The following is a 12,729-nucleotide window of genomic DNA, read 5'->3' as shown; positions in this document are numbered from 1 at the left end:
ACGCAGCCGATCCGTTATGCCGCTGCTGGATAGCCGCGTTCGAAGCTCACTTCTTTGCGAAGGGCTGCCCAAGCGATCCGCGCCAGTTTATTAGCCAATGCGACGACGATTGCGTTGCGATGAACTCCTCGCTCGATCATTCCTGTCAACCAACGTCCCAGCGGGGTTTCGCTGCGCGCCAGTGACGGTAATGCTGCCCGGGCGCCATGGATGAGCAAAGTGCGCAAATAGGTGTTGCCACGCTTGGAGATGCCGAGCAGCCGGGGCTTGCCGCCGGTAGTATGTTGCCTGGGTACCAAGCCGAGCCAAGCACCCAAGTCTCGCGCTTTGGCAAAGCTGCTGGCATCGCCCACGGCTGCAATCAAAGCGGTTGCGTTCAACGTGCCGATGCCGGGGATGGACGTGAGCCGCCGGGCAGCTGCATCATTGCGAGCCAGTTCGACAAACTCGCCGTTCAGTGCCTCGACCTTGGTATCAAGTTCGTGCCATTCGGCGCGCAGTTCACCCACCAGTTGCTTCAAGCGTGGTGATAGGGCCGTATCTTCGGCGGCCAGCATGGCATCAATGCCCAACTCCAGCTTGCGCCGGCCGGCCGGAAAAATGGTCCCCCGCTCCAGGAGGATCGCCCGCAGTTGGTTGATAAGGTTTGTGCGCTCGGCTACCAGGCGGGACCTGACGCGGTGGAGGGTCTGGATGTCCAACTGCTCCTGAGTCTTGAGTTCGACGAAGCGCATAGTCGGGCGCGAGGCGGCCTCGGCAATCCCCTCCGCATCACGATCATCATTCTTCTGCGCTTTGACATACGGGCGTACGTACTCCGGCGACATCAATCTGATTTCGTGCCCCTGCGCGGCGAAAAGGCGACCAAGGTTGTGGGCACCACAGCACGCCTCCATTGCAATCACGCAAGCCGGAAGCTTGGTCACGTAATCGATAAGTGTCTGTCGGCGCATCGACTTACGCACGATGACAGCGCCTGCTGCATCAACGCCTACGACACTGCAGGCATTCTTGCCCAAATCAACGCCAAGGATAACAATAGACATCGGTCCGCTCCTTTCCTTTTCAAGCACCGGCATCATACCTGATGCCGGGGAAAAGGGGCGGGCCATCCCATAAGGGAGAGGCGCGTGCGCGCCCCTCCCCGTCTTGCCTCAATATTCGTCGAGCAGTCCGCCCGGCACGCTGTGGACGATCCGGTCGATGATCGTCATCGGCAGCGCGCCGTAATCGCCCTCGTCGATGGTGATGTAGCCCGCCTCGTCGTCCGCCACGACGTGCTGGTCGAAGTAGCTGTGAAGCGCGCGGCGTTCGGCGTTCGCGATGGCTGCGAAGAAGGCGGCGTTGTCGGCGGCGGCGCTGGTCGAGATCATCTGCATGGATTCGCTCCTGTCTGTCTTGAATGACAGGAGCGGCGCGTCAGGCGGCCGAGGCCGGGTCAAGGACCCGCGAAGCGGGCCGCGAAGCGGCGGTGGGGGTCACGATTTTCTTCGGCGGCCACCACGCCGAAGGACGAGCGCCTCCCCTCGATCCGCCGAAGAAAATCGTGGGGCCCCGCCGTCCTTGAGGCGGCCTCGGACGTCTGACAGAATGGGAAGACTGTGAGAGATGTTCCCTCTCGTCGGGAGACCTCGGCCGAGGCGTAGCGACGTGCGGACCGAAGGGTCCGCATGGCACGCGAGCGAGCCGGGGCATCGAGCCATCTCGTCGAAAGAACGGGACCGAGCGCGTGGCCCGGTCCCGGCTGCCGTCAGGGGTGACGGCCGCAATGGCAATAGTGTTCGTCGATGCCGGTCAGGGAGCATAGGCCGGGTCCGAAGTCGGCATATCGCTCGTCCTCGCCCGCGATGTAGCCGTGGTCATTGGCGATCTTGACGGCGTAGCGGCGCAGGTCCGGATCAAGCTTGTTGATGGCGCGTGCACAGGCCGTGGAGAACTGGCGGGCGTAGAGTTCGTACGTCGCGCCGGCGGTGGCCCGCATCTCCGCTTCGGCGAGCCGTTCCGCGTCGGCACGCAACTGTTCGAGGGTCAGAAACTGCGGCGTCTCCTTGATGCACGAACCCCCGGATAGAGCGATAGGCTGGTTCTGGATCACCACGCGATAGGCCGGGCTATCGTCCGAGAGTGCTCGAAGGATCGCGTAGCCGTTCGATCGGGCGACCTGGCGTGCGATGCGGCAAGTTAGGCGGTAGAGCCGGTCATGCTCGGCCCTGAAGAAATCCCGTTCGGTGGAGGTTTGGGCAACGCTGACTAAGCGCCCGCAGGTCTGGGTAAGTGCGAGATATCTTTCGAGCAGGCGAATGAGCCGGAAGCCAGTCGCTTGCGCTGGCCAGTAGCCCGGCTCGTGCGGTTGGACAATATGGGCGGTATCCGGCCGGACGTCGTCGATGTCGTCATCCGGATTGTCCGGCACATGGTCGTCGGGGATCCGATAGACGGTTCCGCAGTGCGAGCAGCGCGCGCGTTCGTCGACATGATCATATTGCTCGGCGTCGAAGAGGGTCGTGCAGTTTGGACAGAATGGGGTGCTGAACAGCGTGCGCAGGGAGTGGTGAAGATTGTCCATCGAAGCCTCCGTTGATGATGGTGCGCTCCCCATCTCGCATCGATGAGGATGGGCTCATCTGGACGCGGTGTTGAGGCGGTCAGGGACGGCATGGCCGCCGCGTGAGCGGGCAGCGGGGGGAGCCGATTTTGTCGCCGGGAAGCGCAGCGCGCCGGCCGGCAAAATTGGGGGGACCGCTGATCCTTGACGGCCGATCGACACCCAGCGTCATGCTTTGGCGATGAAGCCTCGTCTGATGCCGAGATGTGAGAGAGCTTGGGTCCCGTCTCCCATCTTAGGCACGTGTCCGTGCCTGCCGGCAAGGCACTGTGGCTCGCTGTTCAGACGACCCACCTTGGTGTCTTCCCATGTCTGTGATAGGTGGCTGTTTGCGCCGCGAAGGCCGTGGCGCCGGGACTGGTAATCCCGTCGAGAAAGGCAGCTCGGTGTGATCTCACGCCGGGGTGCCTGCGCATATGTCCAGGTGCCTTGGTGCTAAAAGCGTAGGCGCATGTCTCGACGTGTTACCAGCCCCGGCTCCCGCGCCTCGTGCGCGGGAGTTTTGAGCAAGGGTTCGACCTTTGCGCATTGCGGGGAGCCTGGGGATGACCAATTCGGGACGAGAGATTGTTCCCCGCCGCGCGAAAGCCGCACCGCGCACGCCGGAATCAATCGACATATATGATCCGCAGGGAATCGATTCAAACGTCCGCCGGGCCCTCGCAGTCGTGCTGATGCGTGAGGCGATGGCGGCGCTCGAGCAAGCTGGCGAGCAGATGGCGACCTGTCATTTACAGGCGGCGATCGACAGCCTCATGCGTCGAAGGACCGACAGGATCCCGCCGGAGAAGAATTGCCGGGACTAACGCATGTCAGGCCCATGCGAAGCGGGCAGCCTCGCGCTCCTGCGCGCTCGCGACGAGACGCTCTAGTCGGGGCAGGTAATGACCGACACCGCGCAGCGCCGCGCGGCTCGGCGTGGCCGGATCGGACAGCCGGGCGCGTAGGAGATCGATGGGGATGTCACCGACGCTGTCAGGCTCGATCGCGAGCGCTTCGAGCAGCGCGTAGGCATTGCCGTAGGCGAGATCGAGTTCGACGCCCTGATCGGACGTGAGGGCGACGCGCAGGATGATCTCGGCGCTGCTCGGGCAGTGATGGATCGCGATGCGCTTGCCTCTGAACTGGGCCTCCTCGACGACTGCGATGACAGTGGCCTCGTGGTCGAAAATGCCCGTGATCGCGGCGAGCGCGAGTGGACAGACGCGCGCCTCGAAGCTGTCGCCAAGATATTCGTCGGGTTCGAGCAGCGCGATGCCGATACGATCTCCTTCGGAACGGAGGAACCGGCGGAAAGCCGCAAGCTTGCGGGCTGTGATGATGGCGCTGGGCGAGGCTGTATCGTCGGCCGGCTCGGTGATGCGGAACAGGATGGACACGGGCTTGGTCTCCTCGGCTGAAAGCGCCTCGCCTCTCCCCTCTTTCCTTGGCCCTTTCGGGTATTGTCCGTGCGGCGCGCGCCAGCGCCCGGCGGTGCGCGGGGGTTCGATGCCCCCGCGCACCGCATCCTCGCAGCGAAAAAGCAGGAGAGGCCCCGGCGATTGCCGGAGCCTCTCCCGGACGCGTCACCGACGACGGCGACCACCGCCGTTCACCATGGCGGCGTAATAGTCGTCCTGGGTCCAGGGATCGAATTCGTCCCGCGACTTTGCGGTTCTGCCGGTGGGCTGGGCGGGCTGCGGCTTGGCTGACGGTTCGAGCTTCACGATGTGGAGGGGAACGCCTGCCTGCCGCAGCTTCTGGGCGAGGTTCATCTGGATGCCGGAGCCTTCGCAGACGACAGCTTCGACCGGCTTGAGGGCGAGCAGCCGATCGTTGCGGACGAAGGCGGCCTTGGCCCCCAGCCGGCGGTCGAGGCGGAACATGATGACCTTCACGCCGCGTGCTGCTGCCCATGCCTGCGCGATGGCATCGCAGCCCTTGGTCTGTGCTGTCGTGGCGAGGATCATCTCCGGGATGCGGGCCAGGATCGAGTCCAGACCCTTCCAGAGCATGTCATGATCCTCCCAGACCTGACCGCCCGAGAAGGCAACGACCGGACCTTCCGGAGCGAACTGCTCACGGCGTTCCCGCATCCGGGCGGCGAGATAGTCTCGGGCGTCGATCATCGAGGCGGTGACGCCCTTCGAGACCCGGCTGCCGCGCGTCGGCGAATAGGGCCGTCCGGTCTCGACCCGGTAGACGTCGGCGGCGTGGTCGCGCATGCATTCCATGGCATCCCGGCACCCCTGCAGCGTCTGGCAGAGCAGCTGCGCCTCCTCGATCTGCGATGCGTAGATTTCGCTGGGATCGAAGCTGCGCGCGAGTTCGCCAAGCTCCTTGGCCGCATCGTCCTCGCGGTCGCTGATGCGCTTCGCCACCACATGGAAGCTGTTGACGAAGCCCCAGGCGAGATCGCTCGCGAAGGGTTCGAGGCGGGTGTCGCGGAACACATCGAAGAGCGTCGCCATCACCATTTCGACGGCGGCTCGGCTCTGTTCCGGATCGGGCATTTCCAGTTGCTCGCTCTCGTCGACAGGCGAAAGCTTGGCGCGCTCGTCATGCTCGATGAAGGCGGCTTCGTAGAGCGGGCTACGCTGGTCGGTTCCCGTCTCGCTGGCGATGAAGCTGGCGAAATCGGCGAAGTTCGAGAAGGACTTGGACATGTTGGCCTCCGTGGCTTTTGGATGTCTCATCCACGCGATGAGGCCTTGTTCAGGACATGCGGCGGTCAGGGAGGTCGGGGACGTTAACCGGGAAGCCGGCCGCGGCCGGACCCCGGTTGACGCCGCACCAGCGGGGAGCGGGGGAACCGATTTTTTTCGGGTGGGCGCGGCAGCGGCCGCACGAAAAAATTGGGGGGACCGCTCATCCTCGACGGACTGCCAACCCCGCATGCCAAACTAGGCAGACACAAGAGAGGAATAGGGATTTCAAACCTCACCGGGGGAATCCCGCAAGCGGGTTCGTCACCCGAATGGGCGGAGACGGGCCGAAGGCCTGGCTCCGTGAGCTTGGCCGGGGCACGTGCGGTACGCGCGGGCGGCGGCTTAGCGAATAGAGCCCCGGTCCCGCCCGGCGCGAAGCGTTGGGCGGGATGCGCCGAAACCCTCTTCTCTTCTTCTTGTCCGGGCAAAACCTCGCCGGCCCGCCCGGCACTGGATGGTCACCGCAAACCTCCCCGGTGCCTGACGTCCTGGGGCGTCACGGTATCGATCACCTGGATTGAGGAGCTGGCTGCGAGGCAGTTCGATCGCCGGCTGACACGCTCGCGCCCGCATGTCCGAACGGGGCTGAGCGATAGGGCCCGGGCGCAGTGAACGCGGCTCGCGGCAGGGCGATGAACCTCACGCGGCACAAGGCGCGGCACAACCTGCGGCACGCATGAGAGCCGGGTCACGACAGGAGCCGCCGGCGTCCGGATTTCACCGGGAGGTGGGCACGGCAAGTGGAAAACGCCACCAGCGGTGGTGGCGCCCGGCTGTGCGCTCGCGCGGGCAGATGATAGTCAGGCTCGAGCGAAAGGCAGGGCGAAGCCAACGACACTCGCCGGCTTCGCCGCACGGATCAGATAGGCCTGATCCAGTCGGCCGCCGGCTGCCAGCCGATGATGTCGCTGCCGCTATCGCTGACCGCATCGGCCGAGATGTCGCGCCAGGGCGACCGCGGCCGATAGGTCGGCATATGCCGGGCGGTGAGCAGTTCGAAGGTCGAACAGGTGTAGCCGCTCAACCTGATCGCGAGCACGGGCTGGTTCTCCGGCGGTAGGCCCGTGAAGACTGAGATGAAGCCCGCGGGAACCGGATGCAGTGTCGCATCGATCATCGTGCGCGCGAGCCGGGTCTCGAGTTCACCGGCTTCGCTGCCCCAGGGATGGGCATCGATGTCGATCTGGTCGGCGGCGCCGGCCGCGGGGAGGTAGGAGAATTCGCCGGACCAGCACCGGCTCTGGGGATGGAGCGCAGCGACGTCGGCCGCGAGACCGGCATCGCCGGTCTCGGAGCGGAGCCAGTCGGCCATGCCCGGCGTGAGCTTGCCCGAAAGCTTGCGCGCGGCGGTCGGCGCCGCGTCGAGTTCGGGAAATTCGACCAGCCACCAGGCGAGCCGATGGTGAAGGACGATGCCGTAGCAATGGGCGGCGGCGGTGTTCGAAGGGGCAGGTTTGATCATGACGGTACTCCGTTCGAAAGGCGTGTGACGGGTCAGTGGACCGACCCGTCGTGCGCGAAGATGGAATGGGGAATGGTCAGCTGATGCTCGCTGGCGATCAGCGACCAGGCTGCGGCGAGATCTTCGTAATATTCGCAATCGACGATCGCATCGGCGCTCGCCTCGCCGAACTGCACTTCCTCGAAGTCGCGGACATGCGCGGCGTCGGTCGCCTCGGTGATCGCCTGGCCGAGGTGCGCGGCGATCTCGTGGCGGTTAAGGCTGTCTGCCGCGCGGCGGATGCGCTCGACCATGTTGGGGTTGGTGATCTCGACGCCCTGGGCGATTCCGGCGATGTCGTCGAAGCTGGTGAGAGTGAACATCTTGCTCTCCATCTGAAGGAAGGTGGAGGGCGGCCGCGAGCGACCGCCCGGGAGACGGTCAGAGGAACTCGATTTCCTCGGCGACGATGTCGGTGTTGTAGTAGGTGCGCCCGTCGCGCTCGTTGCGGCTGTAGCGGATCTCGCCGACCACCAGGAGCTTGTCGCCCTTCTTCTTGTTGTTGGCGACCGACTTGCCGAGGCCGTTGAAGGCCTTGACCTGATGGAACTCGTCGTAGGTTTCGGTGTAGCCGTTGTCGTCCTTCTGGACCTGGCCGTCCTTGATCACCGGCTTCGAGGTGACGAGGCTGAAGCTGACGCCGCCCTTGCTGTCCGTGCCGAAGCGGGTGATGTCCGAGGTGATGCGGCCCGAGAGAAAAACCTTGTTCATGGCCTGATGCCTTTCGCGTTTCACGCCAGCGGGCCGATCCCGCTGGGATGAACAATCGCGAAGGCCCGTGATCGAGGGGGCACCGCACCTGCGCTTCAGCGCGGGGAAACCCCCATTTTTCGAGTGGTGCGGGCAGAGGCCGTCAGGCCTCAACACGGTCGGAAAATGGCGGGTTGCGGGGATCCCGCACGGGCGTAGCGTTCATCCAGACAAGCGGATGGCCCCGCGGTGATATCGGCAAGGCGCGCGGCATGGACGGTCTTCACACGGACCCGCCACGGCGAGACACGCCGGCAGCACGACTGCAGCGCGCGTCAGACATTCATCGGTGCCCAAATGGTCGGGGACGGCCTGCGTCGCAGCTTGACATCGGCGCGCCTTCCACGGCGGCGTTACGCCGTCAGGTCATGCCGGGCGGCGCTCGGCTAGCGCCAGACACGAGAAGGGCGCGGCGCCAAGTGGTCGGGCATGATCACCGGCCGCGTGGACGGCGATGGGCGCAGGTTCTGACGCCGTCCACGCAACTCGGTCAGGCTCCATGACCATCGGGCCGCGGGGCACCGGCCTGCTTCGTCCTTGGAGCGGTCGGCGAAGCCTCGCCAGCCATGTCAGTGCTTGCGGACGAATTCCGCGCGCAGGACCAAGCCCTTGATGCCTTCGTAGCGGCAGTCGATTTCCTGAGCGTCGCCGGTCAGCCTTATCGCCTTGATCACGGTACCCTTGCGCAGGGTCTGCCCCGCCCCCTTCACTTTGAGGTCCTTGATCGTGATGATGCTGTCGCCATCGGCGAGGACGTTGCCAACGGCATCGCGGACCTCGATCGTCTCGGCGGTCCGGGCATTCACGGCTGCCTCGGCAGCGGTGATCCAGTCGCCAGAGGCTTCGTCATAGACATAGTCGTCGTTTGCGTCGGTCACGATCGATGGCGCCCTTCACGCCAGACGGGCTTCGAGCGCGCCGAGTTCGGCGGTCAAGGCGGCGGGCAGGCGGTCGCCGAAGCGCGCATAGTCACGGCGGATGCGCTCGGCCTCGGCGCGCCATTCATCGTCATCGACGGCGAGCAAGGCGGTGACCGCGTCATCCGACAGATCGAGCCCCTGCAGATCGAGGTCGTGCCTATTGGGAAGGCGGCCGATGGCCTTGTCTTCCGCCTCGACGCACCCGTCGAGCCGGTCCGCGATCCATTTGAGGACGCGGGCGTTGTCGCCGAAGCCGGGCCAGAGAAAGCGGCCATGGGCATCCTTGCGGAACCAGTTGACGTAGAAGATGCGTGGCAGCTTGGCTGGATCCGCTGCTTCTGCTCCCAGCTTGAGCCAATGCGCGAAGTAGTCGCCCATATTGTAGCCGCAGAAGGGCAGCATCGCGAAGGGGTCGCGGCGGACATCCCCGATCTTGGTCTCGGCCGCAGCCGTACCTTCGGAGGCGACATTCGAGGCCAGGAACACACCGTGCTGCCAGTCGAAGGCCTCGGTGACGAGCGGAGCGGTCGTCGCGCGCCGGCCGCCGAACAGGATCGCCGAGATCGGGACGCCCTTGGGATCCTCCCATTCGGGTGCGATGGCCGGGCACTGGCCGGCGGGACAGGCGAAGCGCGCGTTGGGATGGGCGGCCGGCGTCCCGAGATCGGGAGACCAGGCCTGGCCGCGCCAGTCCGTAAGCCCGTCGGGCGGCTCCTTCGTCAGGCCCTCCCACCAGACATCACCGTCGGCGGTGAGCGCGGTGTTGGTGAAGATCGTGTTGGCGTTGAGGCTGGCCAGGGCATTGGCGTTGGTCGTTGCGCTCGTCCCGGGTGCGACGCCGAAGAATCCGGCCTCGGGATTGATGGCATAGAGCCGGCCATCGTCGCCAAAGCGCATCCAGGCGATGTCGTCGCCGATCGTTTCGGCCTTCCAGCCTGGAATGGTTGGCTGCAGCATGGCGAGGTTGGTCTTGCCGCAGGCCGAGGGAAAAGCGGCGGCGACATAATGCACGCCGCCTTCGGGCGAGGTCAGCTTGAGGATCAGCATATGCTCAGCAAGCCAGCCGTCGTCGCGGGCCATGACCGAGGCGATGCGCAGCGCATAGCATTTCTTGCCTAGCAGGGCGTTGCCGCCATAGCCCGATCCATAGGACCAGATCTCGCGCGTTTCAGGGAAATGGACGATATATTTGGTCTCGTTGCAGGGCCAGGCGACGTCGGCCTGGCCGGGCGCCAGCGGAGCGCCGACCGAGTGGACCGCGGGAACGAATTCGCCGTCATCGCCCAGGGCTGCCAGCGCCGGTGCGCCCATCCTCGTCATCACGCGCATCGAGAGCACCACATAGGTACTGTCGGTGATCTCCACGCCGAGCGCGCTGATGGGCGAGCCGATCGGCCCCATGGAGAAGGGCACGACATACATGGTGCGTCCGCGCATGCAGCCGTCGAATAGGCCGTGGAGCGTATCGCGCATCTCATGCGGTGCGCGCCAATTGTTGGTAGGGCCGGCGTCGGCCTCGTCCTCGGCGCAGATGAAGGTGCGGCTTTCGACGCGCGCGACGTCGCGTGGATCGGATGCGGCCCAGAAGGAGTTGGGACGCTTCGCGGGATCGAGGCGGCGCAGGGTTCCGGCGGCGACGAGCTGCGCGGTAAGCGCGTCCCACTCGGCCTCGGAGCCATCGCACCAGTGGACCCGGTCCGGTTTGGTAAGGGCGGCGATCTCGTCCACCCAGGCGGCGAGGCGACGATGGCGAGTCGGGGCGGCCAGCGTTTCAGCGATAAGGGCGTCCGACATCGAAACTCTCCGAATACCTGGGCGTCGCGTCGAGCGCGCGCGGTTAAAAAGGTGGTTTGGGTGCCTGAGCGTTAGCAGTTTGATGGCGCTGAAAGCAAGTTTAGGATAGCATGATAGATACTCTACAACGCTTTTAAGCGATCCTTGACGTCATTTCTGATGTATTTTACATCATGCCGATGCTCACTCCGGCCCAGCTTCGCGCGGCGCGCGCGCTTCTCGGAATCGACCAGCGCACGCTCGCCGAGCGCGCCGGCGTATCGCTTCCCACGATCCAGCGGATGGAAGCGGCGAGCGATGGCTATGTCCGGGGCGTCGTCGACACCTTGACCAAGGTGGTCGACGCGCTCGAACGCGAGGGCATCGAACTCATCCGGGAAAACAGCGTTAGCACGAGTGGCGGGCGTGGCGTCCGGCTGCGCGATCCCACCAGCCCGACCCTGCGCGAGCCCGTGCGGCGCACGCCGGACAATGCGTCGGCGTCATAGCGATGCCTGACGGAACGGCGACATCGCATCTCTTCCGGCCGAAGCTGCTCACGGTCCTGAGCGAGGGCTACTCCTTCTCGTCGTTTCGCAAGGACGTGCTGGCCGCCGTGACGGTCGCGATCGTCGCTCTGCCGCTGTCGATGGCGATCGCCGTGGCTTCGGGGGTGTCGCCCGAGCGAGGGCTCTATACCGCGATCATCGGCGGATTCCTCGTTTCGGCCTTGGGCGGTAGCCGCTATCAGATTGGGGGTCCCGCCGGGGCTTTCATTGTTCTGGTCGCGGCGACCACGACGAAATTCGGTCTGAACGGCCTCCTCGTCACCGTGATGCTGTCCGGGGCCCTGCTGACGCTGATTGGACTTTCGCGGCTGGGCTCATTGATCCGCCATATTCCCCATCCGGTGACGGTGGGCTTCACCTGCGGCATTGCGGTGACGATCTTCTCCGGAGAAATCCGGGACCTCTTCGGTCTTCATCTCGACGGAGCGGAACCTGGCCCCCTCATCCCCAAGCTGGTGGGGCTGGGCAACGCGGCTTCGACGGTGACGCCCGCGGCCGCGGTGCTCGGCCTGGGATGCGCCGCGCTGATTTTCGTGGTGCGCCGGTTCCGGCCGAACTGGCCCGGTATGCTGATCGCGGTCGTCCTGGCCTCGATAGCTGCCGCCTGGCTGCAGCTTCCGGCAGAGACGATCGGCAGCCGTTTCGGAGAGATCCCGCGTGGGCTTCCGACGCCGCAGGCGCCGCAGCTGTCGTGGGCGCTGGTTCTCCAGCTGCTGCCGTCGGCCCTGTCGTTTACGCTGCTCGGCGGCGTCGAAAGTCTGCTGTCAGCGAAGGTCGCCGACAGCATGTCCGGGCGCAAGCATCGCTCCAACATGGAGCTTGTTGCGCAGGGGCTTGCCAATATCGTGTCCGCCTTGTTCGGAGGGATCAGCGTCACCGGCACGATCGCACGCACAGCAACCAACATTCGGGCCGGCGCGATCAGTCCGCTGTCGGGCATGATGCACGCGCTGTTCGTCCTGCTCTTCATGCTCGTCGCGGCACCGCTCGCACGGTACGTTCCGCTCTCCGCGCTCGCCGGCGTCCTTCTGGTGGTGTGCTGGAACATGGCCGAGAAGGCGGAGTTTCTGCGCCTGATCCGCAGCTGGCCCACGGCCTTGGTGCTCCTGGCGACCTTTGGGCTGACCCTGGTCAAGGACCTGACCTTCGGGATCGTCGCGGGATGCGTCGTCGCTGCGCTGCTGGCCATGGCACGACGACGGGTTCCGCAAGAGGGAGACTGAAGCCGGAATGCAGACGTGCGGGCTGCCGGGTAAATGAAAACAGGGCCCGCTTCGCGAGAAGCGAAGCGAGCCCAGCGGGAGGGTGTGCCCGGCCTGGAGGTGTGGGACCGGGCACGGGGAGGTTCAGACGGTTTCGGGCTCCTCCGCCTGCTCCGGCGCGCGCTGACGACGCTGCCGGCGTCCGCCTTCCTGCTGCTGTTCCTGCTGCGGCTCGCAGCNTGCGGCCGCACGGCCGGGGAAATTGCGAAAAGCCCCCGCTCCGCGAAGAGCGAGGGCCTTTCGTGACTTGGCGTGTGCGATCAGCCAGCGAAGGCATGGCTTGCGGAGGACTGTCCGAGGCCGGCTTCGGTGCCCTGTGTGGCGGGGCCGGCGGTCTCGTCGGCACCGGGCAGCGGCGGCAGGCCCTCGTCGGCCTTGGGCGCCATCTCCGAGGCGAGGTCGCGGCGGCGCGTCGGGCGCGACCACACGACGTTGTAGCTGCCGTCCTCCTGACGGAACGCCGACACGTAGAGCGGCGCGGCCAGGCTCGGATCCTCGATCTTGCCGTTGAGGAACGCCTCGCCCGTGCCGTTAGAGAAAAGCTCGAACAGCGCACCCACCTGCACCCACGCCCGCGATGCCGACAGCGCCAGCACCTCGTACTTCGGCGCCTTCGGATTGGCCGAGTGCACCTCGCGCAGCGCGATCGTCATGGCAATCGT

14 protein-coding genes are annotated in these 12,729 nt (G+C 65.5%); 3 read left to right on the top strand and 11 right to left on the bottom strand.

The features are described 5' to 3' along the window. Positions 1–14 precede the first annotated feature (14 nt). From FE851_RS23060 to FE851_RS23050, 3 genes are all read right to left on the bottom strand, one after another. Positions 15–1,046: an IS110 family transposase gene (locus tag FE851_RS23060; RefSeq protein WP_020818605.1), complete on the bottom strand. Its 1,032-nt coding sequence runs from the start codon at positions 1,044–1,046 to the stop codon at positions 15–17. Positions 1,047–1,154: 108 nt separating this feature from the next. Further along, positions 1,155–1,379: a hypothetical protein gene (locus FE851_RS23055; RefSeq protein ID WP_011950432.1), complete on the bottom strand. Its 225-nt coding sequence runs from the start codon at positions 1,377–1,379 to the stop codon at positions 1,155–1,157. Between the two features lie 371 nt (positions 1,380–1,750). Further along, positions 1,751–2,566, bottom strand: a complete 816-nt coding sequence (locus tag FE851_RS23050; RefSeq protein WP_011950433.1) for a hypothetical protein — start codon at positions 2,564–2,566, stop codon at positions 1,751–1,753. Between the two features lie 584 nt (positions 2,567–3,150). Here FE851_RS23050 and FE851_RS23045 point away from each other — a divergent pair. Further along, positions 3,151–3,411 (top strand): hypothetical protein, encoded by a 261-nt coding sequence (locus tag FE851_RS23045; protein ID WP_017184751.1) that lies wholly within the window; start codon positions 3,151–3,153, stop codon positions 3,409–3,411. 6 nt (positions 3,412–3,417) lie between these two features. On the opposite strand, the gene FE851_RS23040 is transcribed toward FE851_RS23045, so the two are convergent. The 7 genes from FE851_RS23040 to FE851_RS23010 all read right to left on the bottom strand — a co-directional run bounded on the left by FE851_RS23040 (position 3,418) and on the right by FE851_RS23010 (position 10,257). Beyond that, the gene (locus FE851_RS23040; protein ID WP_017184750.1) at positions 3,418–3,984 is read right to left on the bottom strand and encodes a hypothetical protein; all 567 of its coding nucleotides are present in this window, start codon (positions 3,982–3,984) and stop codon (positions 3,418–3,420) included. Between the two features lie 186 nt (positions 3,985–4,170). Further along, complete coding sequence (locus FE851_RS23035; protein WP_011950436.1) at positions 4,171–5,250, bottom strand: DUF2493 domain-containing protein; 1,080 nt, start codon at positions 5,248–5,250, stop codon at positions 4,171–4,173. Positions 5,251–6,151: 901 nt separating this feature from the next. After that, on the bottom strand, positions 6,152–6,754 hold the full coding sequence (locus FE851_RS23030) for a hypothetical protein (protein ID WP_011950437.1): 603 nt from the start codon (positions 6,752–6,754) through the stop codon (positions 6,152–6,154). A 32-nt stretch (positions 6,755–6,786) separates the two neighbouring features. Further along, the gene (locus tag FE851_RS23025) at positions 6,787–7,116 is read right to left on the bottom strand and encodes a hypothetical protein (RefSeq protein ID WP_011950438.1); all 330 of its coding nucleotides are present in this window, start codon (positions 7,114–7,116) and stop codon (positions 6,787–6,789) included. 58 nt (positions 7,117–7,174) lie between these two features. Next, the gene (locus tag FE851_RS23020) at positions 7,175–7,504 is read right to left on the bottom strand and encodes a single-stranded DNA-binding protein (RefSeq protein ID WP_011950439.1); all 330 of its coding nucleotides are present in this window, start codon (positions 7,502–7,504) and stop codon (positions 7,175–7,177) included. Between the two features lie 608 nt (positions 7,505–8,112). Then, positions 8,113–8,421, bottom strand: coding sequence for an alkylphosphonate utilization protein (locus tag FE851_RS23015; RefSeq protein WP_011950440.1), 309 nt, complete (start codon positions 8,419–8,421; stop codon positions 8,113–8,115). Between the two features lie 15 nt (positions 8,422–8,436). Beyond that, complete coding sequence (locus FE851_RS23010; RefSeq protein WP_011950441.1) at positions 8,437–10,257, bottom strand: phosphoenolpyruvate carboxykinase (GTP); 1,821 nt, start codon at positions 10,255–10,257, stop codon at positions 8,437–8,439. 173 nt (positions 10,258–10,430) lie between these two features. Between FE851_RS23010 and FE851_RS23005 the strand changes: the two genes are divergently transcribed. Both FE851_RS23005 and FE851_RS23000 read left to right on the top strand, forming a co-directional pair. Continuing rightward, positions 10,431–10,745: a helix-turn-helix domain-containing protein gene (locus FE851_RS23005; RefSeq protein WP_011950442.1), complete on the top strand. Its 315-nt coding sequence runs from the start codon at positions 10,431–10,433 to the stop codon at positions 10,743–10,745. Positions 10,746–10,747: 2 nt separating this feature from the next. Further along, complete coding sequence (locus FE851_RS23000; protein WP_011950443.1) at positions 10,748–12,028, top strand: SulP family inorganic anion transporter; 1,281 nt, start codon at positions 10,748–10,750, stop codon at positions 12,026–12,028. 299 nt (positions 12,029–12,327) lie between these two features. On the opposite strand, the gene FE851_RS22995 is transcribed toward FE851_RS23000, so the two are convergent. Then, positions 12,328–12,729, bottom strand: a 402-nt coding sequence (locus FE851_RS22995) for a DUF736 domain-containing protein (RefSeq protein WP_145206787.1), incomplete at its 5' end; no start/stop codon positions are given.

The sequence above is a fragment of the Sphingobium sp. B2 genome, from assembly GCF_007693735.1.
In the GTDB taxonomy this organism is placed as follows: domain Bacteria; phylum Pseudomonadota; class Alphaproteobacteria; order Sphingomonadales; family Sphingomonadaceae; genus Sphingobium; species Sphingobium xenophagum.
The sequence above is the reverse complement of the archived record's forward strand: the minus strand, read 5'-3'. Positions and strand labels throughout refer to the sequence as shown.